18 protein-coding genes are annotated in these 20,641 nt (G+C 68.6%); 10 read left to right on the top strand and 8 right to left on the bottom strand.

What is annotated here, in order from left to right:
- Window positions 1-48: 48 nt before the first annotated feature.
- Window positions 49-570 carry a metallopeptidase family protein gene (locus KTR9_RS18020; protein WP_035717019.1) on the bottom strand — a complete coding sequence of 174 codons (522 nt, stop codon included), beginning with the start codon at window positions 568-570 and terminating at the stop codon, window positions 49-51.
- A 122-nt stretch (window positions 571-692) separates the two neighbouring features.
- Here KTR9_RS18020 and KTR9_RS18015 point away from each other — a divergent pair, with 122 nt between their 5' ends.
- The 3 genes from KTR9_RS18015 to manA all read left to right on the top strand — a co-directional run bounded on the left by KTR9_RS18015 (window position 693) and on the right by manA (window position 3,786).
- Window positions 693-1,202, top strand: coding sequence for a DUF3499 domain-containing protein (locus tag KTR9_RS18015; RefSeq protein ID WP_014927557.1), 510 nt, complete (start codon window positions 693-695; stop codon window positions 1,200-1,202).
- A gap of 143 nt (window positions 1,203-1,345) precedes the next feature.
- Window positions 1,346-2,503 (top strand): hypothetical protein, encoded by a 1,158-nt coding sequence (locus KTR9_RS18010; RefSeq protein WP_014927556.1) that lies wholly within the window; start codon window positions 1,346-1,348, stop codon window positions 2,501-2,503.
- A complete protein-coding gene (manA, locus tag KTR9_RS18005; protein ID WP_014927555.1) occupies window positions 2,500-3,786 on the top strand; it encodes a mannose-6-phosphate isomerase, class I in 1,287 nt (428 codons plus the stop codon). The genes KTR9_RS18010 and manA overlap by 4 nt, the downstream gene beginning before the upstream one ends.
- 34 nt (window positions 3,787-3,820) lie before the next feature.
- Here manA and eccE read toward each other — a convergent pair whose 3' ends face one another.
- On the bottom strand, window positions 3,821-5,536 hold the full coding sequence (eccE, locus tag KTR9_RS18000; protein WP_238554151.1) for a type VII secretion protein EccE: 1,716 nt from the start codon (window positions 5,534-5,536) through the stop codon (window positions 3,821-3,823).
- 224 nt (window positions 5,537-5,760) lie between these two features.
- Between eccE and eccB the strand changes: the two genes are divergently transcribed.
- Window positions 5,761-7,257 carry a type VII secretion protein EccB gene (eccB, locus tag KTR9_RS17995; protein WP_014927553.1) on the top strand — a complete coding sequence of 499 codons (1,497 nt, stop codon included), beginning with the start codon at window positions 5,761-5,763 and terminating at the stop codon, window positions 7,255-7,257.
- A gap of 24 nt (window positions 7,258-7,281) precedes the next feature.
- Here the strand turns inward: eccB and hpxO are convergent, their stop codons facing one another.
- Window positions 7,282-8,439: an FAD-dependent urate hydroxylase HpxO gene (gene hpxO / locus KTR9_RS17990; RefSeq protein ID WP_044507017.1), complete on the bottom strand. Its 1,158-nt coding sequence runs from the start codon at window positions 8,437-8,439 to the stop codon at window positions 7,282-7,284.
- A 109-nt stretch (window positions 8,440-8,548) separates the two neighbouring features.
- The gene (locus KTR9_RS17985; protein WP_014927551.1) at window positions 8,549-9,175 is read right to left on the bottom strand and encodes a TetR/AcrR family transcriptional regulator; all 627 of its coding nucleotides are present in this window, start codon (window positions 9,173-9,175) and stop codon (window positions 8,549-8,551) included.
- Between the two features lie 118 nt (window positions 9,176-9,293).
- Here KTR9_RS17985 and KTR9_RS17980 point away from each other — a divergent pair, with 118 nt between their 5' ends.
- The 5 genes from KTR9_RS17980 (at window position 9,294) to nrdF (ending at window position 14,494) form a co-directional block, all read left to right on the top strand.
- A complete protein-coding gene (locus KTR9_RS17980) occupies window positions 9,294-9,851 on the top strand; it encodes an NAD(P)H-dependent oxidoreductase (protein WP_010841382.1) in 558 nt (185 codons plus the stop codon).
- A 395-nt stretch (window positions 9,852-10,246) separates the two neighbouring features.
- Window positions 10,247-10,480, top strand: a complete 234-nt coding sequence (locus tag KTR9_RS17975; RefSeq protein ID WP_004019249.1) for a redoxin NrdH — start codon at window positions 10,247-10,249, stop codon at window positions 10,478-10,480.
- A gap of 196 nt (window positions 10,481-10,676) precedes the next feature.
- Window positions 10,677-11,144 (top strand): class Ib ribonucleoside-diphosphate reductase assembly flavoprotein NrdI, encoded by a 468-nt coding sequence (nrdI, locus tag KTR9_RS17970; RefSeq protein WP_238553925.1) that lies wholly within the window; start codon window positions 10,677-10,679, stop codon window positions 11,142-11,144.
- A gap of 85 nt (window positions 11,145-11,229) precedes the next feature.
- Window positions 11,230-13,422, top strand: a complete 2,193-nt coding sequence (gene nrdE / locus KTR9_RS17965) for a class 1b ribonucleoside-diphosphate reductase subunit alpha (RefSeq protein ID WP_014927549.1) — start codon at window positions 11,230-11,232, stop codon at window positions 13,420-13,422.
- Between the two features lie 67 nt (window positions 13,423-13,489).
- Entirely contained in the window at window positions 13,490-14,494 is a 1,005-nt protein-coding gene (gene nrdF, locus KTR9_RS17960; RefSeq protein ID WP_010841379.1) for a class 1b ribonucleoside-diphosphate reductase subunit beta, read from the top strand.
- 49 nt (window positions 14,495-14,543) lie between these two features.
- Here nrdF and KTR9_RS17955 read toward each other — a convergent pair whose 3' ends face one another.
- Both KTR9_RS17955 and KTR9_RS17950 read right to left on the bottom strand, forming a co-directional pair.
- Window positions 14,544-15,353, bottom strand: coding sequence for an SWIM zinc finger family protein (locus KTR9_RS17955; RefSeq protein ID WP_014927548.1), 810 nt, complete (start codon window positions 15,351-15,353; stop codon window positions 14,544-14,546).
- Window positions 15,350-18,352: a DEAD/DEAH box helicase gene (locus KTR9_RS17950; protein WP_014927547.1), complete on the bottom strand. Its 3,003-nt coding sequence runs from the start codon at window positions 18,350-18,352 to the stop codon at window positions 15,350-15,352. Before KTR9_RS17950 ends, KTR9_RS17955 begins: the two co-directional genes overlap by 4 nt.
- A gap of 181 nt (window positions 18,353-18,533) precedes the next feature.
- Between KTR9_RS17950 and KTR9_RS27735 the strand changes: the two genes are divergently transcribed.
- Window positions 18,534-18,704, top strand: a complete 171-nt coding sequence (locus tag KTR9_RS27735) for a hypothetical protein (RefSeq protein ID WP_193363200.1) — start codon at window positions 18,534-18,536, stop codon at window positions 18,702-18,704.
- 9 nt (window positions 18,705-18,713) lie between these two features.
- Here the strand turns inward: KTR9_RS27735 and KTR9_RS17940 are convergent, their stop codons facing one another.
- Both KTR9_RS17940 and KTR9_RS17935 read right to left on the bottom strand, forming a co-directional pair.
- On the bottom strand, window positions 18,714-19,202 hold the full coding sequence (locus tag KTR9_RS17940) for a beta-class carbonic anhydrase (RefSeq protein WP_014927545.1): 489 nt from the start codon (window positions 19,200-19,202) through the stop codon (window positions 18,714-18,716).
- Between the two features lie 137 nt (window positions 19,203-19,339).
- The gene (locus KTR9_RS17935; protein ID WP_014927544.1) at window positions 19,340-20,383 is read right to left on the bottom strand and encodes an ABC transporter substrate-binding protein; all 1,044 of its coding nucleotides are present in this window, start codon (window positions 20,381-20,383) and stop codon (window positions 19,340-19,342) included.
- Between the last annotated feature and the right edge of the window lie 258 nt (window positions 20,384-20,641).

Here is a 20,641-nt window from a genome sequence, read left to right as displayed (position 1 = left end):
ATCTCGCCGCGGTCGGCCGAACGGCCCCCGCGGCACTTCGACCGCGGATCACTCTGGTCCGCGGTCGATCGTGTCCTCGTCGACACCCAGGTGCGTCGCCACCTGTTGGACGAGGACCTCGTGGATGAGGTCCAGCAACTCGGTGCCCTTCTTGGCGCGGGATTCCAGCGGCCGGCGGAACAGGATGATCTGCGCACGCGTCGGCGCACCGTTCACATCCATCCCGGCGGGGATCAGCCGTGCGAGCGGGACTGCGCCGTCCGCGGTCACCTCGTCGGGCCACTCGACGGTCTCCGGGTCGCGGGGCAGCAGCCTCGGTATCTCGTCGACGGCGATGTCGAGGCCGGCGATCTGGTCGTGCCATTGCGCGTCGATCTCGGCGAAGGCCTCGAGCGCCACCGCGTCGAATTCGTCGGACCGGCTGTTGTGGGCGGGGACACCCTGCGGGAGCAACGGCGAGCGCAGTCCGCGTCCGCGACGGTCTCGGTGACGGCCCACCCGCCGCCGACCGCGGCGCGCCTCCGGCAGGCCGGAGGAGCCACGTGGAGTCGGCTTCGGGTCGATACGCATGGCGAGAGTGTAGGAGGTCGGGCGAGCCCGTGTCTCCTCTGGCCGCCCGTGTGTTCTCCGGCGGCCCGCGCGGTGAGCGTGTCGTCGACGTGGTTGCGAGCGACGAGGGCTAATCTCGTCACGTGAAGCTTCCCCGACTGTGCTGCCGACCCGGCTGCGCCCGATCCGCGGTGGCTACCCTGACCTTCGTCTATGCCGAGTCGACCGCGGTGATCGGTCCGCTCGCGACGTCGCAGGAGCCGCACTCGTGGGACCTGTGCGACGACCACGCACGACGGATCACCGTCCCGCGTGGCTGGGAGATGCTGCGCAGCGAGCGTGGCTTCTCCGCACCGCCGGCCGAGGATCAGGAGCTGACCGCCCTGGCCGAGGCGGTCCGGGAGGCCGGAGCCGTCGCCGGTGGTGGACGCCCGCGCTATGTCGATCGCGGTCCGATCGACGCACTCGATGCTTTTGAGGACACCCACTTCGCCGACGCTCACCGGGACGCCGTCGAGGACCGTCGTTCGGGGCGTCATCGTGCCGGCCCGGTCGACGCACCGCCGCAGCCCGCCGGGGCGCCGCGGCACCAGACCCGGCCGCGTCCGGGGCGTCGCGGACATCTCCGGGTACTACCGGACCCGGTCGACTGACCGGTCACCACCGCGCGGGGGGCGTGGACCTTGGGCGTCATTTCTCGTCGACCGGGCGTTGTTCGGCGTCGACCCAGTCCGGTGTTGCCCGGACTGTGCCGAGTACGTGGGCGCCGACTCCGCGACCTGGCTACCCTGGTGGCATGCGAACCGGTTCCCCCGACCTCGACAACGCCGAGGAGCTGATCTCGGCTGATGTCGACGGTTTGCTGAGATCGGTCGCACTCGCCGGTGCTCAGATACGCGCCGTCGCCGAAGCAGTTCGGGAAGGCGTGCTCGCGCCGCTCGCCGATCTGCGTCCGCGCAGCGTGGTCGTGGTCCACGGGTCCAGCGGGGTGTCCCATCGGGCCACCGACTTCGCGGTGGCCACGCTCGGCGCCCGGGTGGACGTCCCGGTGGTCAGCGGTCCGGTGTTGCCCGGGTGGATCGGGCCGCTGGACGTCGTGATCATCGCCGGCGACGACGCCGGGGACATGGCGCTCGCCGACGCCGCCGCGCGGGCATTGCGCCGGCGCGCAGAGGTCGTGGTGGTCGCGCCCGTGGCCGGACCACTCCAGGATGCGCTGGGCGGCAACGGGATCAACCTCGCGCCCCGCTTCGACATCGAACCCCGCTTCCGGTTCGTCGGCTTCGCCGCAGCGCTGCTCGCGGTGTTCGGGGCGTTGACGCAGGTCCGATTCACCGGAGCCGTGCCCGTGCTCGACGACCTCGCCGACGCGCTCGACGACGAGGCCTCCACCGGACATCCCTCGCGCGATGCCTTCCACAACCGCGCGAAGTCGCTGGCCCTGCGTGTCCAGGGGCGCCCCACCGTCTGGACGGCGGACAGCCCGGCCGGTGCGGCCATCGCCCGTCACGCCGTCGCCGGTCTCGTCGGCGTGTCCGGGATCGTCAGCGCCGCAGCCGAACTCACCGATGTCTCGCGGATGGTGCAGTTGCTCGGGGCGCGCCCGGACAGCGGGCCACCCGCGGACTCCATCTTCTACGATCCCGACTTCGACGGACCTCCGCCGACTCCCGCCCCGCGAGTCCAGGTCATCTCGACCGGCCGGCGGGAGTGGTTCACGCGTCAGCGCGTCGCCGGCCTGGGCGAGATCGATCTGCTCGTCGGAGCCGATCGTGCACAGCAGACTTCGGCCGCCGGGGGCACGGACGGCCGGGAATGGGACGACCGGCGCCCGGCGCCGGGCGAGGATCCGGTGGCCGACGGCCCGGGGGATGTACTGGACTTCCTGATCGTGGCACTTCGGGTCGAGATGGCGGCGGTGTACCTCCGCCTGGTTGGGAACGCGATGCAATGAGGATTATCGACGGTGTGGTGCGGCCCTACGCGTGGGGTTCGCGGACGGCGATCGCGTCGATGCAGGGCAGGCCCGTGCCGTCGGCGCACCCCGAGGCAGAGCTGTGGTTCGGTTCCCATCCCGCGGGCTCGGCCCGGTGTGTGGACGTTGCCGGTATCCAGCAAGACCTCGTCGACGTGATCGACGCGGATCCGATCGGCACACTCGGCCCGGCGAGCACCGCCGCCTTCGGCGAGCGTCTGCCGTTCCTCCTCAAGGTGCTCGCCGCCGAGGAGCCGTTGTCCCTGCAGGCCCACCCGTCCGCCGAGCAGGCGCGCGCGGGGTTCGAACGCGAGAACTCCCGCGGCGTCGCCCTCGAGGCTCGCGACCGCAACTATCGCGATCCGTGGCACAAACCCGAATTGATAGTCGCCACGACCCCGTTCGACGCCCTGGCCGGTTTCCGCCGACCGGAGGACACCATCCGGTTGCTCCGTGCGTTGCAGGTGAGCGAACTCGACCCCTATCTCGGGATGCTGGCCGGTCAACCGGATTCCGAGGGCTTACGGGCGCTCTTCACGACGTGGTTGACCCTGCCTGAGTCCCTGCTCCGCCAACTCGTCCCGGCGGTGCTCGCCGGCGCGGTCGCCGTCCTCAGCGCGGGCGAGACCGAGTTCGTCGCCGAACTGCGGACGGTCTGCGAACTCGGCGAGGCGTACCCCAACGATCCCGGTGTGCTGGCGTCGTTGCTGCTCAACAACATCCATCTCGAACCCGGCCAGGGCCTCTATCTGGCCGCCGGCAACCTCCACGCGTATCTCCGCGGTGCGGGTGTGGAGATCATGGCGAACTCCGACAACGTGTTGCGCGGCGGTCTGACGCCCAAACACATCGACGTCCCCGAACTCTTGCGTGTCCTCGACTTCACCCCCGTCGACGTCGCCGACCTGACACCTCAGGTCCGGACGATCGGTGCCGAGCGGGTCTACCTCACCCCCGCCCCCGAGTTCCGGCTGTCGCGTGTCGAGCTCGACGGCACCGGACTTCATCACGCGTCGTCGATCTGCTTCGACATGCCGGGTCCGCAGATCCTCGCCGTGCTCAGCGGTGCGGTGGAGGTCCGGCCCATGGGCGGGACCCCGCTGACCGTGACGGCCGGACGGGCGATGTGGATCACCGACGACGACCCGGACGTCATCGTCCGCGCGGCGTCGGCCCGGGCGGTCTTCTACCGCGCGCTGGTGCCGGCTGCGGTCACCGCAGACCCCGGGCTGACCTCGACGGTGGCGACCGCGGCCGAATGAGCCGATCGCAGCGCGGGATTCGGCGCTGGGCAGATCAGCCCCGGGCGGGTACCGCCGGCGCGGCGGCCGCGGGTTCGGGGTAGCCGCCGATCAGGGTCCATTCATCGGGGGTCGCGACCATCGTGACCAGGGTCGGCCGGTCTCCGGTGTCCAGTGAGATGTCCTGTGGTGTGCGCGGATTCTGACGCAGCGCGACCGTGGCACCGTCGGCGGGCTCGCCGAGTCCCGGTGCGACGACGATCATCCGGGTGGTGTCGGGCTGGGGCGAGGGGGGACTGACCCCGTCGACGATGATCAGGGCCGGGCCCGGGCGCGCGGGGGTACGGTCACCAGAGAGTGACAGGGCACTCGGATCGCCCACGGCGGTGACCACCGGGGTCCACCGGTGCGGGCGGTCGGTGTGCACGCGCACCGCGGCGCCGACCGCGACTGCCCGCAGGGCGATCTGGGCGACGACGTGGATGCCCGCGGCGACCGTGACCGTCGGAATTCCGGGCCCGACGAGCCGGGTGGCGACCGCGCGACCGGCGTGATCGGCCCCGATCAGCTGTCCGCAACCACCGGCCGGAAGGCGTGCCGAGGCGAGGAACGCGTCCGCCTCGGCTCCCGCGAGCACCGGGACAGCCCGGTCGAGGCGCGTCGGGGTCGAGATGGGGAGACTGGCTGCGAGAGCGTCGAACTGGCGTCCGTCGAGAGGGATCAGCCCGGCGGGCCACTCGGTCAGTGCGCGCCGTGCGGCGGGGAACTCGTTGAAGCGGACGATCCCGGAGACCTCGACCGTCGTGAGATCACTGCGGCGCCTGCCCTCGGTCGCTCGCGGACGCAACCGGACGGTGACGGTTGTCGAGACCGCGGAGTTGACCCAGATGCCACGTAGTACGTCGGTGAGTGCGGCCGGTTCGATGGCCGCGCTGCGCATCCGCAGTCCGGCCACGCCGACCGAGTCGCGTTCCTCCGCCAGTGAGTCCAGGGTCGCGCCCTCGGTCAGCTGCGTGGCGATGGCGGTGATCTGCGCCGCCGACAGGATCGTCGTCGACAAGCCCTGCCCGGCAAGCCGCTTGGCGACGCGGCGGGTGGTCACGGTCGCGGTGCGCAGTGCGCCGGTCGCGCCGCCGCCGCGACGGGCGACCGCGTCGGCGCAGTCGAGCGGGTTGAGGCGCAGGACGACGAGCACCGACCGCTGGGCCGTCGCCGACAGCGGGCCCAGGGTGCGGTCGTAGGTGGCCGGCGCGACGCCCGAACCCCACACGCGCACACCGTGGCTGATGACCTCGATGGAGCTGAGTCGGATGTCGTAGGGGCTGATGCACTCGGCCAGGACCCCGAGGGGGATCACCTGCCCCGCTTCGTCGCCCATCTCGTTGTGCCCCGGGGTCAGGTAGGTCACGGCCGGACCTCCCGGGTCGACCCGGACCACCGTCACGAGGGTGTCGCCGACCCACCGCGCGCCGATGGTCGTCGGAGCCGGTGAACGTCGTGCCGCGGCGTGGGTGCCGGGTGCCGGCAACGGGATGTCGAAGGGCGCCGGCGCCAGATCGGCGTGGTCGCGGCGCATCCGCGACCACGAGAACGAGATGTGCGCGACGATCCGGCCGAACACCGACGGCCGGCCGCCGAGCCGCACCAGACCTGCCGAGACGATCACGGCGACACCGAGCGCGCCTGCGCCCCACACGCTGCCGGACACGGTCCAGATGATCAGCCCGGCTGCCAGGATCACCTCGATCACGACGAGTGTGGGCAGTGCCATCCCACGCGTGTTGCGTTCCACGGTTGCGACCCCCTCGATCACCGCTGCCGACTGCCACGTGCCGCCCACCGACTGAGTGCACAAGCGGTGGAGCCCCACACGTCAGGGGCATGTTTGTCGGTTAGGCTACTACCGCGCGGCAGGGGGTATGCCGCAGGAGATCACAACCCGCCCGCCTCCGGACCAGGACCGACGGCGTGGAATGGGTGCGGACAGGGGGAGTCGTGGCACGTCAGCTGACGACCAAAGCCCAGGTCAACGGCTACCGTTTCCTGATCAAGCGGCTCGAGCACGCGCTGGTGCGCCGCGACGTCCGGATGCTGCACGATCCCATGCGTTCCCAGTTGCAGGCCCTCGTGGTCGGCACGGTCCTCGGTCTGCTGGTCCTCGGCGGGTGCGGGATCTGGGGCCTGATCCGACCCCAGGGCTCGGTCGGGGATGCCACGATCATCGTCAGCAAGAACAGCGGCAGCACCTACGTCCTGATCGAGGACACTCTGCATCCCGTGCTGAACCTCGCCTCCGCGCGGCTGGTGACCGGAAGTTCGGAGTCGCCGACATCGGTCGGCGACAACAAGCTCAAGCCCTATCCACGCGGGCCCCTGCTGGGCATCCCCGGTGCGCCGGCCGCCCTGCCCCGGTCGGCCCACCCGGACTCCTCGACCTGGACGGTGTGCGATTCGTCGACGGTGTCGGAGGCGCCGACCGAGGCGATCGAACAGACCGTCATCGCCGAGACCCCGCGCCTGGGCGAGTCGATCGGCGCGGCGCGTCCCGCCGATGCCGTGCTCGTCGACGCCGGTGACGAGACCTTCCTGGTGTATCAGCTGTTCCGGGACGGTGTCTGGAGCCCGGTGCGCGCCTCGGTCGACACCGGGAGCGCGCCGGTCATGCGGGCCCTCGGGCTCGACGGGGTCACGCCGCGACAGATGTCGACCGGCCTGCTGAACACCTTCCCGCTGGTCGATCCGCTTGCGGTGCCGCAGATCCCGGGTGCGGGGCAACCGGGCGCGGTCGACGGGGCGAGCATCGGCAGCGTCGTCAAATCGGTCGGTGTCGACGACACGACCACCTACCATCTCGTCCTGCGCGACGGGGTCCAGGAGATCAGTGCGCCGACCGCCGAGCTCCTGCGACTGGCCGACTCCGATGCCTCGCCCGTCGCCACCGTTGCCCCGGGACAGCTCGCCGCGCTGAGAACCGTGCGTTCCGAACCCGTCTCGGACTTTCCCGAGGTCGCGCCGGAGCTGCTCGACGTGAGTGGCGATCCGACGCTGTGCCGCACCTGGACCCGTGGCTCCGGGGAACCCCGGGCGCAGACATCGTTGCTCGCGGGTCGCCGACTCCCGCTCGACTCGGACGCGGTGCCGGTCCGATTGACGTCGTCCGACGGTGCCGGGCCGAACCTCGACGCGGTCTACCTGCCGCCGGGCTCGGGCGAGTATCTGCAGGTGACCGGCAACGAGGCGGACAGCGCGCGCACCGAATCCCTGTTCTACGTCAATGATTCGGGCGTTCGGTTCGGCATCCCGGACTTCGAGACCGGCGGGATTCTCGGAGTGGGGGACTCACCGTCCCGCGCTCCGTGGTCGGTGGTGGCCCTGCTCGCGCCCGGGCCGACCCTGTCACGCGAGAACGCGCTCGTCGCGCACGACGGCCTGGAGACCGTCGGACTCGAGGCCGGCATGGAGCGCACCGAGGGACCGTCGGCGGGAGGCTGACCGAGGGCAACCTCCCGCTCGGCCCTACGTGAGCGGACCGCCGACGATGTTGCCGACGATGCCGCGGATGACGTTCGTGCCGTCCTCGGATCGAAGTTCCTTGTACCAGGCCGCCGTCGCCTCCGGGTCTTTGCCGTGCGTGACGTCGCACCGCTTGCGCGCGCGCAGCACGAGGTCGGCGGCCCGCTCGGTGCGTGACGCCTCGTAGGCCGCGAGTGCCGCGTCCGGATCGGCCGCGTGGTCGCGGAAGGCGAACTGCAGCGCGATCGCATCCTCCATCGCCGAGCAACCACCCTGGCCGATGTCCGGGGTGGTGTTGTGGGCGGCGTCGCCGAGCAGCGCGATGCGTCCTTTGACCCAGGTGTGGAACGGATCGATGTCGAGGATCTCCACCCGGTTCGTGGTCGTGGGATCCAGCGTGGCGATCAGCTTCTGGACCCCGGGCGCCCAACCCGCGAACTCCCCGGCGAGCACGTCGCGTGCGGTACCGCGCTCGAACGGGACCCCTTCCGGCATGGTGACGTCGAAGAAGAAGTAGAAACGGTCGCCCGCGACCGGCATCACCGACACCCGGCGCGAATCACCCACGTAGGTGGTCCATTCGGTGGCCGGCCCGATCTCCTCGTCGATCGGCACCAGCCCGTTGAAGTTGACATATCCCGCGTAGCGGCGTTCGACGGTGTGGCCGAGCACATGGTCGCGGGCCAGCGACTTCGCACCGTCGGCGGCGATGACGACGTCACCTTCGGCGGTGGTGCCGTCGGCGAACTCGACGGTGGCGCGCTCCGGACCGTCGTGGACGGCGACCATCTTCTTGCCGAATCGGATCTCGTCATGACCGAAGGCGTTCATCAGCATGAGCTGTAGTTCGGCGCGGGCGATCGGATATGGTCGCTGGCCGACCTCGTCGATGAGTGGTGCCATGCTGAAGCGGCACATCGTCTCTCCGGTGAACGCGTCGACATAGCTCATCGAATCGACGATGCCGCCGAGTGCGGCCGTCTCCGCCTCCAGGCCCAGGTGGTTCAGGCACTTCACCCCGTTGGACCACACCGAGATCGCCGCGCCCACCGGCCGGTTCTCGGTGACCTGTTCGTACACTTCGACCTCGTGCCCGAGCTGTCGCAACGCGATGGCCGCCGAGGTTCCGCCCATACCGGCGCCGATGATCACTGCTTTCACAGGAACCCAGGCTAGGTGTCCCGGCGTCCCGGCGCGCGACGAGTGTCTCCGACCCCGGCCGCGACGGCCCGGACCGGGCGGATGTCGTGGACAGCGCGCAACCCGCGGGTCAGTCCCGGTGGTGTCCGGTGACGAGCGCGGTGACCATCTCTTGCCACTGGCGGGTGATCGTGTCGAGGTCGAGCCCGACGTCGACGAGCAGGTAACGCACCGAACTCGCCGACATCGGCGCCTGGACGGTGAGCGCCAGGAAGTCGAGTGAGTCGTCGAAACCCAACTGACGCAACAAGATCTGCACGTGCTGGGTGGACGTCCGGGCCACCGGGTGGCTCATGAAGTCCTCGGCGCCCGCGCCGGCCTCCAGCAGGACGTCCAGGTGGTCGGAGGTCAGCTTGAGGCGCGCGCGGCCGTAGGCGAGCAGGCGGTCGAGCGGGGGCGCGCCGGGGCCCAGCGGCTCGGGGCCGGACAGGTAGGCCTGCTGGATCTCGGACTCACTGTGGTCGAGGAGGGCGAGCATGAGGCCGGTCCGGCTGCCGAAGCGACGAAACACTGTGCCCTTGCCCACACCCGCCTCGCGCGCGACCGCCTCCATCGTCACCGCGGCCGCGCCGTGGTGATCGATCAGGTTCTTCGCGGCGGCCAGCAGCAGGCGCCGGTTGCGTGCGGCATCGGCACGTTCGGTCCCCGAGGGGTTGAGCGAGATGTGGAGCGGTGAGTGGTCGGGCCCATTCGGCACGTGATGAGCGTAACTCTTGACCAGATCCGGAATGAATCGGACCCTGGTCCGGTTGCTGCAGGTCGTAGACAAGGTCCCGCGGACGCCCGTGGACCCCTGTGCCATCGAGAGGAATCACATGTCTGAACGAGTCGTCGAATTGGTCGCGCTGGTCGGAAGCCTGCGCGCAGCGTCGGTGAACCGCCAGCTCGCCCACGTGGCCGCGGACAACGCGCCCGCCGGAGTCTCCATCACGGTCGTCGACGACCTGGGCTCGCTGCCGTTCTACAGCGAGGACGTCGATGTAGAGGATCAGCTCGACGCGGGCGTGGCTAAGCTGCGCCAGGTGGTCGGCTCGGCCGACGGCGTGCTCATCGCCACCCCGGAGTACAACGGCACCATCCCCGCTGCGCTGAAGAACGCCATCGACTGGCTGTCGCGGCCCTACGGCACCGGTGCGCTGACCGGCAAGCCCGTCGCGGTGCTGAGCGCGGCTCTCGGGCAGTACGGCGGCGCGTGGACCCGGGAGGACACCCGTAAGTCGGTCGGCATCGCCGGCGGTCGTGCGATCGAGGAGGCCGACCTGGGCCTGCAGGTCGCCGCTCTTCCCGAGGGGGGCCTGAGCGATCCGGCGGTCGTCGAGAAGATCGTCGCCTCGGTCTCCCGGCTCGTCGACGAGGTCACGGTCAACGCCTGACCCTCTCCCGACTCCGACGCCGCGCCCGGCTCTGCCCGGCGCGGCGTCGTCGTGTCCGGGGGTGCGACCGGCTCGGGTGTGGATGGTCGGTGGACACGTTGTGGACCGCCTCGGGACAACCTGTGAGCGACACGCCGAACATGCGGTGGACACGCCCGGATTTGTGATCGTGCACCGCTCCGACCTGCATGTCTTCCATCAATGTTATTCACAACCCCTTGTGGTGACCAGAAATGTCAGCCACTAGGTGTAGTGTTTGCGTTACCAGTCAGGCACAAGACGAGAAGCGGTTCGACTCCTCGACGTAGCTGCCGAGATGGTGATCCAGATCACCATCTTCACGCTGGAAAACCGCACGTCACTGGCGATTCCTACGACCCGAGGAGCACCTCCGAATGTCAATCACCGTCTACACGAAGCCGGCCTGCGTCCAGTGCAATGCCACCTACAAGGCCCTCGACAAGCAGGGTCTGTCCTACGAGATCGTCGACATCAGTGAGGATGCCGAAGCGCGTGACTACGTCATGGCACTCGGTTACCTGCAGGCGCCCGTCGTGGTCGCCGGCGACGCGCACTGGTCGGGCTTCCGCCCCGACCGCATCAAGGCGCTCGCCACTGCCGCTGCCTGATCCGTCGTCACCATGACGGTGACGACGGCCGCCCGACTGGCGGTGCAGAGGCGATCCGACGGGGAAGCCGGATCGCGCCGCATCGAGAAGTCATCGAGGAAATGGTCACGCCGGTCACGGCGTTGATACCGACAGTGCCCGGCCGGAGATGATCTCCGGCGGGCGAGATCCCGAGAACGACCAGGTTGGAGGAGACATGGCGGCAGCGACATCGCCGTTGATCGTGTACTTCTCCTCCGTATCGGAGAACACCCACCGGTTCGTCCAGAAGCTGGACATGCGCGCCGAGCGCATCCCGCTCCTCGATCGGACCGGTGTTTTCCGTGTCGACGAGCCGTACGTCCTGGTCTGTCCGACCTACGGCGGGGGCAAGGCGACGGGGCAACCCGGCGGCTACGTCCCCAAGCAGGTCATCCGCTTCCTCAACGACGAACACAATCGATCCTCGATCAGGGGGGTGATCGCGGCGGGCAACACGAACTTCGGTGAGGAGTTCTGCTACGCCGGCGACGTCATCGCACGAAAGTGCGGGGTGCCCTACCTGTACCGATTCGAACTGATGGGCACCACCGACGACGTCGACCGCGTGCGCGCGGGGCTCGCCGAGTTCGCCCTGAGTCCGGCGTTCGCGGCCGATGTGTCGCTGAGCGCCTCGCCCGCCTGACCTGGCGCTCCGCGCGTTCCCAGGCCTGTCGTACACCATCGCTACTCTGCCTTCACCGGCCCACTACCCGCAGGAGTCATCTGTCGTGTCGCCCACCGCCGCAGTCTCGGACACCACTTCAGCCAGCAAGTCGGGCGTGCACCCCGGACCTGCGGGGCATGATCCCGGAGAGCTTGACTACCACGCGCTCAACGCGATGCTCAACCTGTACGACGCCGACGGCAAGATCCAGTTCGACAAGGATCGCGAGGCCGCGAACCAGTACTTCCTGCAGCACGTCAACCAGAACACGGTCTTCTTCCACGACCGCGACGAGAAGCTCGACTACCTCATCGAGGAGAACTACTACGAGCCCGAGGTCCTCGCGAAGTACGACCGCGCGTTCGTGAACGAGCTCTTCGACTACGCCTACGGCAAGAAGTTCCGGTTCCCGACCTTCCTCGGCGCGTTCAAGTACTACACGAGCTACACCCTCAAGACCTTCGACGGAAAGCGGTACCTCGAGCGGTTCGAGGATCGCGTGTGCATGGTGGCACTGACCCTGGCCGACGGCGACACGACCCTCGCCCGGAATCTCGTCGACGAGATCATCGAAGGGCGCTTCCAGCCGGCCACGCCGACCTTCCTCAACTCGGGCAAGAAGCAGCGTGGTGAGCCGGTCTCGTGCTTCCTGCTGCGTATCGAGGACAACATGGAGTCGATCGGCCGGTCGATCAACTCCGCGCTGCAGCTGTCCAAGCGGGGCGGCGGAGTTGCGTTGCTGCTCAGCAACATCCGTGAGCATGGTGCGCCGATCAAGAAGATCGAGAACCAGAGTTCGGGTGTCATCCCGATCATGAAGCTGCTCGAGGACTCCTTCTCCTACGCCAACCAGCTCGGCGCCCGGCAGGGTGCGGGCGCGGTGTACCTGCATGCGCACCACCCCGACATCTACCGCTTCCTCGACACCAAGCGTGAGAACGCGGACGAGAAGATCCGCATCAAGACGCTCTCGCTCGGTGTGGTGATCCCGGACATCACGTTCGAGCTGGCCAAGGCCAACGACGACATGTACCTGTTCAGTCCGTACGACGTCGAACGTGTCTACGGCGTTCCCTTCGCCGACATCAACGTGACGGACAAGTACCACGAGATGGTCGAGGATCGCCGCATCCGTAAGACCAAGATCAAGGCCCGCGAGTTCTTCCAGACCCTCGCCGAGCTGCAGTTCGAGTCGGGTTACCCGTACATCATGTTCGAGGACACGGTGAACCGGGCGAACCCGATCGACGGTAAGATCACCCACTCGAATCTGTGCTCGGAGATCCTGCAGGTGTCGACGCCGTCGACCTTCAACGACGATCTGTCGTATGCCGAAGTAGGCAAAGACATCTCGTGCAACCTGGGGTCGCTGAACATCGCCAAGACGATGGATTCGCCCGACATCGGACAGACCATCGAGACCGCGATCCGCGGACTCACCGCGGTCAGCGACCAGACCTCGATCACGTCGGTGCCCTCGATCGAGCACGGCAACAACAACTCGCACGCCATCGGACTCGGACAGATGAACCTGCACGGGTATCTGGCACGCGAGCGCGTCTTCTACGGCAGCGAAGAAGGCATCGACTTCACGAACATCTACTTCTACACGGTGCTGTTCCACGCCCTGCGCGCGTCGAACAGGATCGCCAAGGAGCGAGGGCGGGCTTTCACCGGCTTCGAGAAGTCCAAGTACGCGAGCGGCGAGTTCTTCGACAAGTACCTCGAGAAGGTGTGGGAGCCGCAGACCCAGAAGGTGCGGGATCTGTTCGGCCAGGCCGGAATCCACATTCCCACGCAGGACGACTGGCGTGAGCTGAAGGCCGCCGTCCAGCGCGACGGTATCTACAATCAGAACCTCCAGGCAGTCCCGCCGACCGGCTCGATCAGCTACATCAACCACTCGACCAGCTCGATCCACCCGGTCGCCGCCAAGATCGAGATCCGCAAGGAAGGCAAGATCGGCCGCGTCTACTACCCGGCGCCGTACATGACGAACGACAACCTGGAGTACTACCAGGACGCGTACGAGATCGGGTACGAGAAGATCATCGACACCTACGCCGCGGCCACGCAGCACGTCGACCAGGGTCTCAGCCTGACGCTCTTCTTCAAGGACACCGCCACGACGCGTGACGTCAACAAGGCGCAGATCTACGCATGGCGCAAGGGGATCAAGACGCTCTACTACATCCGCCTGCGTCAGATCGCGCTCGAGGGGACCGAGGTGGAGGGCTGCGTCAGCTGCATGTTGTGACCCGCTGCGAGGCGCCACCTTTCAGGACTTCCAGACTTCAAATTGACCAGTTAGACGAGGAAGAGTCATGACCTCCACCGAAAGCCACAGCCCCGCCGACGGCGCACCCATCAAGCTGGTCAGCCGGGTCTCGGCGATCAACTGGAACCGCGTCCCCGACGAGAAGGACGCCGAGGTGTGGGATCGCCTCACCGGCAACTTCTGGCTGCCCGAGAAGGTGCCGGTGTCCAACGACATCCCGTCGTGGGGCACGCTCACCGAGTACGAGAAGCAGCTCACCATGCGGGTGTTCACCGGACTCACCCTGCTCGACACCATCCAGGGCACGGTCGGCGCGGTGTCGCTGATCCCGGACGCGACCACTCCGCACGAGGAGGCGGTACTCACCAACATCGCGTTCATGGAGTCGGTGCACGCCAAGAGCTACAGTTCGATCTTCTCCACGCTCTGCTCCACCAAGGAGATCGACGAGGCGTTCCGCTGGTCGGAGGAGAACGAGCAACTCCAGCGCAAGGCTCGGATCGTCATGGACTACTACCGTGGCGACGATCCGCTGAAGCGCAAGGTCGCCTCGACGCTGCTCGAGTCGTTCCTGTTCTACTCCGGCTTCTACCTGCCGATGTACTGGTCGAGCCGCGCGAAGCTCACCAACACCGCCGACCTGATCCGTCTGATCATTCGCGACGAGGCCGTGCACGGGTACTACATCGGTTACAAGTACCAGCGCGGGCTCGAGGTCGAGACCCCGGAGCGTCGTCAGGAGCTCAAGGACTACACCTTCGAGTTGCTGTTCGAGCTGTATGACAACGAGAGCGACTACACCGAGGCGCTCTACGACGAGGTCGGGCTCAGCGAGGACGTCAAGAAGTTCCTGCGCTACAACGCGAACAAGGCCCTGATGAACCTGGGTTACGAGGCGATGTTCCCGCGCGACGAGACCGACGTGAACCCGGCGATCCTGTCGGCCCTGTCGCCCAACGCCGACGAGAACCACGACTTCTTCTCCGGGTCGGGCAGCTCATACGTCATCGGCAAGGCCGTCAACACCGAGGATGAGGACTGGGACTTCTAGTCCCCCTGGGGATTTCGTAGCGTCAATGCGCACATGGCGCGCATTGACGCTACGAATCGTCGGCGGTGAGGCGGTCGTAGAGGTCGCCGAGTTCGTCGATCGTCTCGGCGATGTCGGCGGGCGCCACGCCGGTCGCGCGCAACGCGGCGCGCAACTCCCCGCCGTCGAGCGCGGTCAGCGGATTCATCCGCGACGGCGACGGGAGCGCCGGCAGCGTCGACGTGGTGCCGTAGTAGTCGTCGGGTCGCAGGGAGTCCGACGATCCGGCGTCGTCCGACGTCCGTGCTTCCGCGGGGCGCGAATCGATCTCGGCCAGCAGTGCCCGCAGGTCGGTGCCCATGACGGTGAGCAGGGTCAGCGGGGTGCGGTCGATCTCGGCGGCGACCTCGTAGCAGGTGACGAGCGCGTGGATGCACCGCGGGGCCTCGTCGGGGCAGGTGCAGTCGGTCTCGACGTCGGCGGACTCGGTGGGCACCAACAGCTCGCCCAACGTCGGCGGTTGCTCGCCGCGTGTCAGCAACATGAGTTCGTCGACGGCGGCCCGCTCGCGGAGAAGGGTCGCGAGCGTGGCGGTGTCGACGGTGCGGGTGGTCAGGATGACATCGAACGGTTCGAGCTGTGTGCCCTCGACCGAGGCCGTCACCTGTCCGGCGCCGATCCGCAGACCGCGCACATGCCGATCACGGAAATACCTGCGCGCCTTGGTGATGCGGCGGCTGTCGGCGACCGACTCGCCGTCGGCTCCGCGTCCCTCCACGACGTCGACGAAGGCGCGCGACCACGAGGTGAGGCCGTAACCGCGGACCGCGATCGTGCCCCGTTCGCCCCGGCGTTGCGTGCCCTTCTTGCGCACCGTCATTCGCTGACGGCCTCCTCTCGCAGCCGGAACAGCTCGAAGAGTTCGTCATCGGCGAGGTCGGACACCCAGTTCTCGCCGGCCGCGACCGTCAGCCGGGAGAGTTCGCGCTTCTTGGCGATCATGTCGTCGATACGCTCCTCGATGGTGCCGACACAGACGAACCGGTGCACCGACACCTTCTGCTCCTGGCCGATCCGGTAGGCGCGGTCGGTGGCCTGGTCCTCGACGGCCGGGTTCCACCAGCGGTCGACGTGGATGACGTTGTTGGCGGCGGTGAGGTTGAGTCCGGTGCCGCCGGCCTTCAAGGTCGCCAGCAGGACCGGCGGCCCGTCGTCGGACTGGAAGTCGGCGACGAGGCGGTCGCGCTCGGTGCGGCCCAGACCGCCGTGTAGCAGCGGGATCTCGGTACCGAATTCCGAACTCAGCCACGACGAGAGCATGTCGCCGAAGGCGGCGAACTGGGTGAAGACCAGAGCGCGGTCGCCCTCGTCGGCGACCGTGGAAACGATGTCGGCCAGCAGTTCGACCTTGCCGGAACGGTGTTCGCCGTCGCGGACGAGGTCGGTGCCGTCGGCGAGATAATGCGCGGGGTGGTTGCACACCTGCTTGAGGCGGGTCAGTGCGGCCAGCACGTTGCGGCGTCGCAGGGTGCGCTGCTGTTTGTCCCGGAGTGCCGCCATCAGTTCGTCGATCACCGCGCGATAGAGCGCGGCCTGCTCGACGGTGAGGTTGGCGCGGACGGCGAAGTCGGCCTTCGCCGGGAGGTCCGCGGCGATCGCCGGATCGGACTTCTCGCGGCGCAGGATGAAGGGGCGGGTGATCGCGGACAGCCGTCGGAGCGCCGACGGATCGCGGTCCCGTTCGATCGGTTCGGCGTAGCGCGCCCGGAAGACCGATGCCGATCCGAGCAGGCCGGGGTTGACCAGGTCGATGACCGCGCGGAGGTCTTCCAGTCGATTCTCGACCGGGGTGCCGGTGAGGGCGAGTCGGTGATCGGCCGGCACCGTCCGAACTGCCTTGGCCGCAATGGTGTTCACGTTCTTGAGGTGCTGGGCCTCGTCGACCACGATCCGATGCCAGGGCCGGGACGACAGCAGCTCGTGGTCGCGTGCCGCGATGGCGAAGGTGGTGACAACGACGTCGACCGAGTCGCGAATCCCGGCGAAGGCGGCCCCGGACTCACGGGAGGGTCCGTGGTGGATCGCCACCCGCAGCGTCGGCGCGAAACGCGCGAACTCCCGCGCCCAGTTGCCGACCAGGGACATCGGGCAGACGACGAGCGTCGGCTTCGTGGGGTCGGCGTCGGACGAGCCGGTCGAACCGGTCCGCTCGTGGCATTCGAGGGCGATGACCTGCAGGGTCTTGCCCAGACCCATGTCGTCGGCGAGTACGCCCCCGACGCCCAGCGCCGACAGATGGGCGAGCCAGTCCAACCCGCGCTGCTGATAGGGGCGCAGGGTGGCGGCCAGATCCGCCGGCGGCGTGATGGATTCGGGACGGAGGGCGCCGCTGTCGGCGATGTCGTCGAGCCACGAGAGGCCCTCCACGCGCGAGACCGGAACGGGCAGCCGATCCGATTCGCCGGTGACGAGGTTGAACAGCTCGCCGAAGTCGCTCGGTGGTTCGGTCGCGGCCAGTGCGCGCTGGGCGGCGACGAACGCGGCCGCCCGGGTGAGCGCGGCACCCTCGGCGCGCATCCACACCCCGCGCACCCGGACCAGGTCGCCCTTCTGCCCGGACAGCTCGTCCAGATCGGCGTCGGTGAGCGTGATCGCGTCGGATGTGTCGCCCAGGGCGAGGCGCCACTCGAACTCCTGGATCTCCCGCAGACCGACCATCGCCGCCGGCGCCCCGCCGCCGGGCGGCGCGAGCGCACGCAGGGTCAGGCTCGGACGGACCTCGGCGATGGTCCGGGGGAGCAGAACCGGGATGCCGACCGCCCCCAGTGCCGCCGCGCCGGTGGCGAATAGTTCTTCGGCGACCTCGGTCGGCAGCAGGAAGTCGAGCGAGCCGCGGTCGGGATCGGCCCGGCCGAGATCCGGGAACTCACGGACGGCCGTCGCCAGTTCGGTTGTCAGCTCGTCGATTTCGTGGGCGTCGAGCCGGTGCGGTGCGACGGGTTCGACCTGTCCGTCGATGCTCCGACGGCAGACCTGCAGTCGCCACCGCGAGCTCTCGGCGACCTCGGCTCGGCTCGGCTCGGGGACGGAGTCGTCGTCCCACGCGTCGTCCCACTGGTTCTCGGCGAGATCGTCGTACTCCGGCTCGTGCAGACGGAAGATCAGCGACCGGTCGTCTCGTGGGGCGCCGGAGTTCCACCTCGACCAGCCGCCCGCGGCGGCCGCAAGGCGTTCGGGCGAGCTGGGCGGACGGGGGTCCGCGTCGGGGAGAAGGGCCCGAACGATCGGCGACGCGGGTCGGGGTTCGCCGAGACGAAGTGCGGAACGAGCGATGGCAGAACGGCATTCGTGGTCGACGAGTTCGGCGAGGAAGTCGTCGAGGGCCGGTGCGGAACCGTTGTGCAGCAATGCGTCCGGCGCGCTTCCCACGACGACCGCATGCCAGCTGCGCCACGTCGGGGTCGCGATGACGACCCAGCGGACCATCCATTCCCCTGCGACCTGCAGCACCGACGGCACCACCGTGCCGGACCGCACGAACGACCGCACGCCGTCGAGGAGATAGCGGTACCACCGGACGTCGCCGGTCACCGCGACCGCACGCGACGAGTCGAGCAGCGTGACCCCCGACGTCATGCCCAGCGTCGCGGCGGGGACGAACCGCCGGCGACCGTCGGCGTCGACGACGGGGATCTCGCTGCGGAACCGCCGGCCGTCGAGAACGTCGCGCAGCGACGATGGCAGGTCGGACAGATCGCCGTCGATCCACACCGCCATGCCGACGCCCGGCCGCCAGAGGGCGTGGAGGGTCGCGGCGCGATGAGGCTTCGGGGCGGAGTCCGGGGGAGTCCGCCCGCTGGATGGGGAGTCGTATGGCATCGAGGATCGTCGGCCAGTTTAGCCGCGGCCCCCGACACCGGTCGCCGTCGCGGACCGACGGTGTCCGGGTCGGACCGTGGTCGGCAGGACAGTGGTCGGCCGGTGGTTTGTCCCCACGATGTCCCGGGTATCGACGATCCTCGCAGCCGATACGCCGGCCGGCACGATCACGGAGGTACCGATGGGACAGTCCGAGAGCAACAAGACCTCCGGGTCAGAGGCTTCTGACAAGGAAGTGGAGAAGGATCCGCCCGGCCCGCGTGACCACGGACGCGACGGTGGGATGGCCACCCGTGAGAACGCCCCCGAAGCGGTTCAGCGCTCCGAGGGCGGCGACTCGACGGACGACTAGGTACTCGGGTCAGGACACCTCGCGCAGGAGTCCGGTCGCCACGTCGAAGACGAATCCGCGCAGCGACGTGGTCTTGGTGACGAACGGACTGTTCCGGATCCGGGTGAGCGACTGGCGGACGTCTTCGTCGAGGTCACCGAACGCCTCGGCCGACCAGGCCGGCTTCTGTCCGATCTCGTCCTGGATCTGCCGCTTGAAGTCGTCGTCGGTGAAGGTCAGCATGCCGCAGTCGGTGTGGTGGATGAGGATGATCTCGGTGGTGCCGAGGAGTTGCTGACTGATGGCGAGCGACCGGATCTCGTCGTCGGTCACCACGCCTCCCGCGTTGCGGATGACGTGGGCTTCGCCGTCGTTCAGTCCGAGAATTCGGTACACGTCGAGGCGCGCGTCCATACAGGCGACCACCGCCACATGCTTGGACGGAGGCAGGGGCAGCGGGCCGGTGAAGGTCTTGGCGTAGTCGGCGTTGTTCGCGAGGTATTCGTCGGTGACACTCATGCGCCGATCCTGATGTGTCTCCGTCGGCCCGGCGAGGGTTTGGACGCCGGTGATCTGAAGTGACCGCGACAACCCCAGCAGATGTAGCGAGTCGTAGCGCGTGCCGCAACGAACTGCGATACCTGAGGACAAACGGGTCAGGAGTTCCCGTCGAGAGATCCCTTGACGTCGTTGAGGACCAGCCACGCCGCGGCGAGCCCCGATGACTCGTACCAGAGGGTGTCGTCGACGGCGAGGACGCGCTTCCACACGGGGGCGCCGAGGCTGAGCCATTCGTCGCTCAGCAGGACGTCCTCCCCGTGGGCGAGGCCCCGTTCTCCTTCGAAGCTGACGTAGATGAGGTCGGCGTCGGCGTCACGGAAGTTCTCGTCGGTGACGGGGAAGGAGTCGGGCACGCGTTGCGGGCCGGGGCGCTGGACGCCGATGTCGCCGAGGACCTGCCCGGCGAAGGAGTCCATGCCGGCGATGGTCTCCGTGTCGTCGCCGAACCTCACCAGCGACACCTGCGTGTGCGCGGCATCCATCCGCTTGCCCGTCTTGGTGGCCTCGGTCGTGTACTCGGCGAGCCGGTTGCGACCCGCCTCGCTGCGGTTCACCGCATCGGCGACCGCCTGGAACTTCTCCTGCCACGTGCCGTCGGCCGGGATGGTGACGGCACGGACGCCGGTGAACGCGCGGGCCGAGTCCGCGGTGTCGGCGGTGGTGAGCACGAGGCCGGCGTCGGCGACCGCCGCGGCGTCGGGGGCCGACCCGATGGCCGGGACCGAGGTCAGTTGCGGACCGAGATACGCCGGGACGGATCCGGGCTCGGCCGCCACCGCGACGACCTGTGGGCCGAGGCCGAGCGCGCACAGCGCGTCGAGAACGGCCGGGTCGGTGACCACGATGCGTTCGACATCGGGCAGGCCGGGATCCGGCGCGGTGGGTGCGAGGCAGGTCGTCGCGTAGTCGCGGTCGGCCGAGACGATGTTCACCTCGGCCACCCGGGTGGTGACGGTGGAGATGGGGGAGCCGTCCGGGGTGGTCAGCGGTTGTTCGCCCGAACAGGCGGCCAGCGCGACCACCGTCAACCCGATCGTCGTCGCCAGGCCCAGGCGCCGGACGAGGGAGAGGCGGGTGCCGCCGGTGGCGGCGTCGACACTTCTGTCAGCCTCGTTCGCGACCGTGACCCTGCGTTGCACCCGCCCAACCTAGCACCGGCCCCGCGGCCTCCGGCGTAGGCTCGGACGGGCACATCCAGGCACCGGACGAGGGCGCCCGGATGGCAGCTCCGAGAGCCTGGCGCGTCGTCGAAGAAACCGCCGATGAGCACTGCCGATCCGGCGGCTCCGGCATCGAATACGACAGATCGTAGGACCCGTTCGGCTCGGGCACCGGTGAGGGTTTAGGATCAGTAACCAGCGCTCGGTTTGTTCATGTGCCGACCCACGTCCGAAGGG

It is taken from the genome of Gordonia sp. KTR9, from assembly GCF_000143885.2.
Lineage (GTDB): Bacteria > Actinomycetota > Actinomycetes > Mycobacteriales > Mycobacteriaceae > Gordonia.
This window is presented reverse-complemented; position numbering and strand designations above follow the sequence as displayed.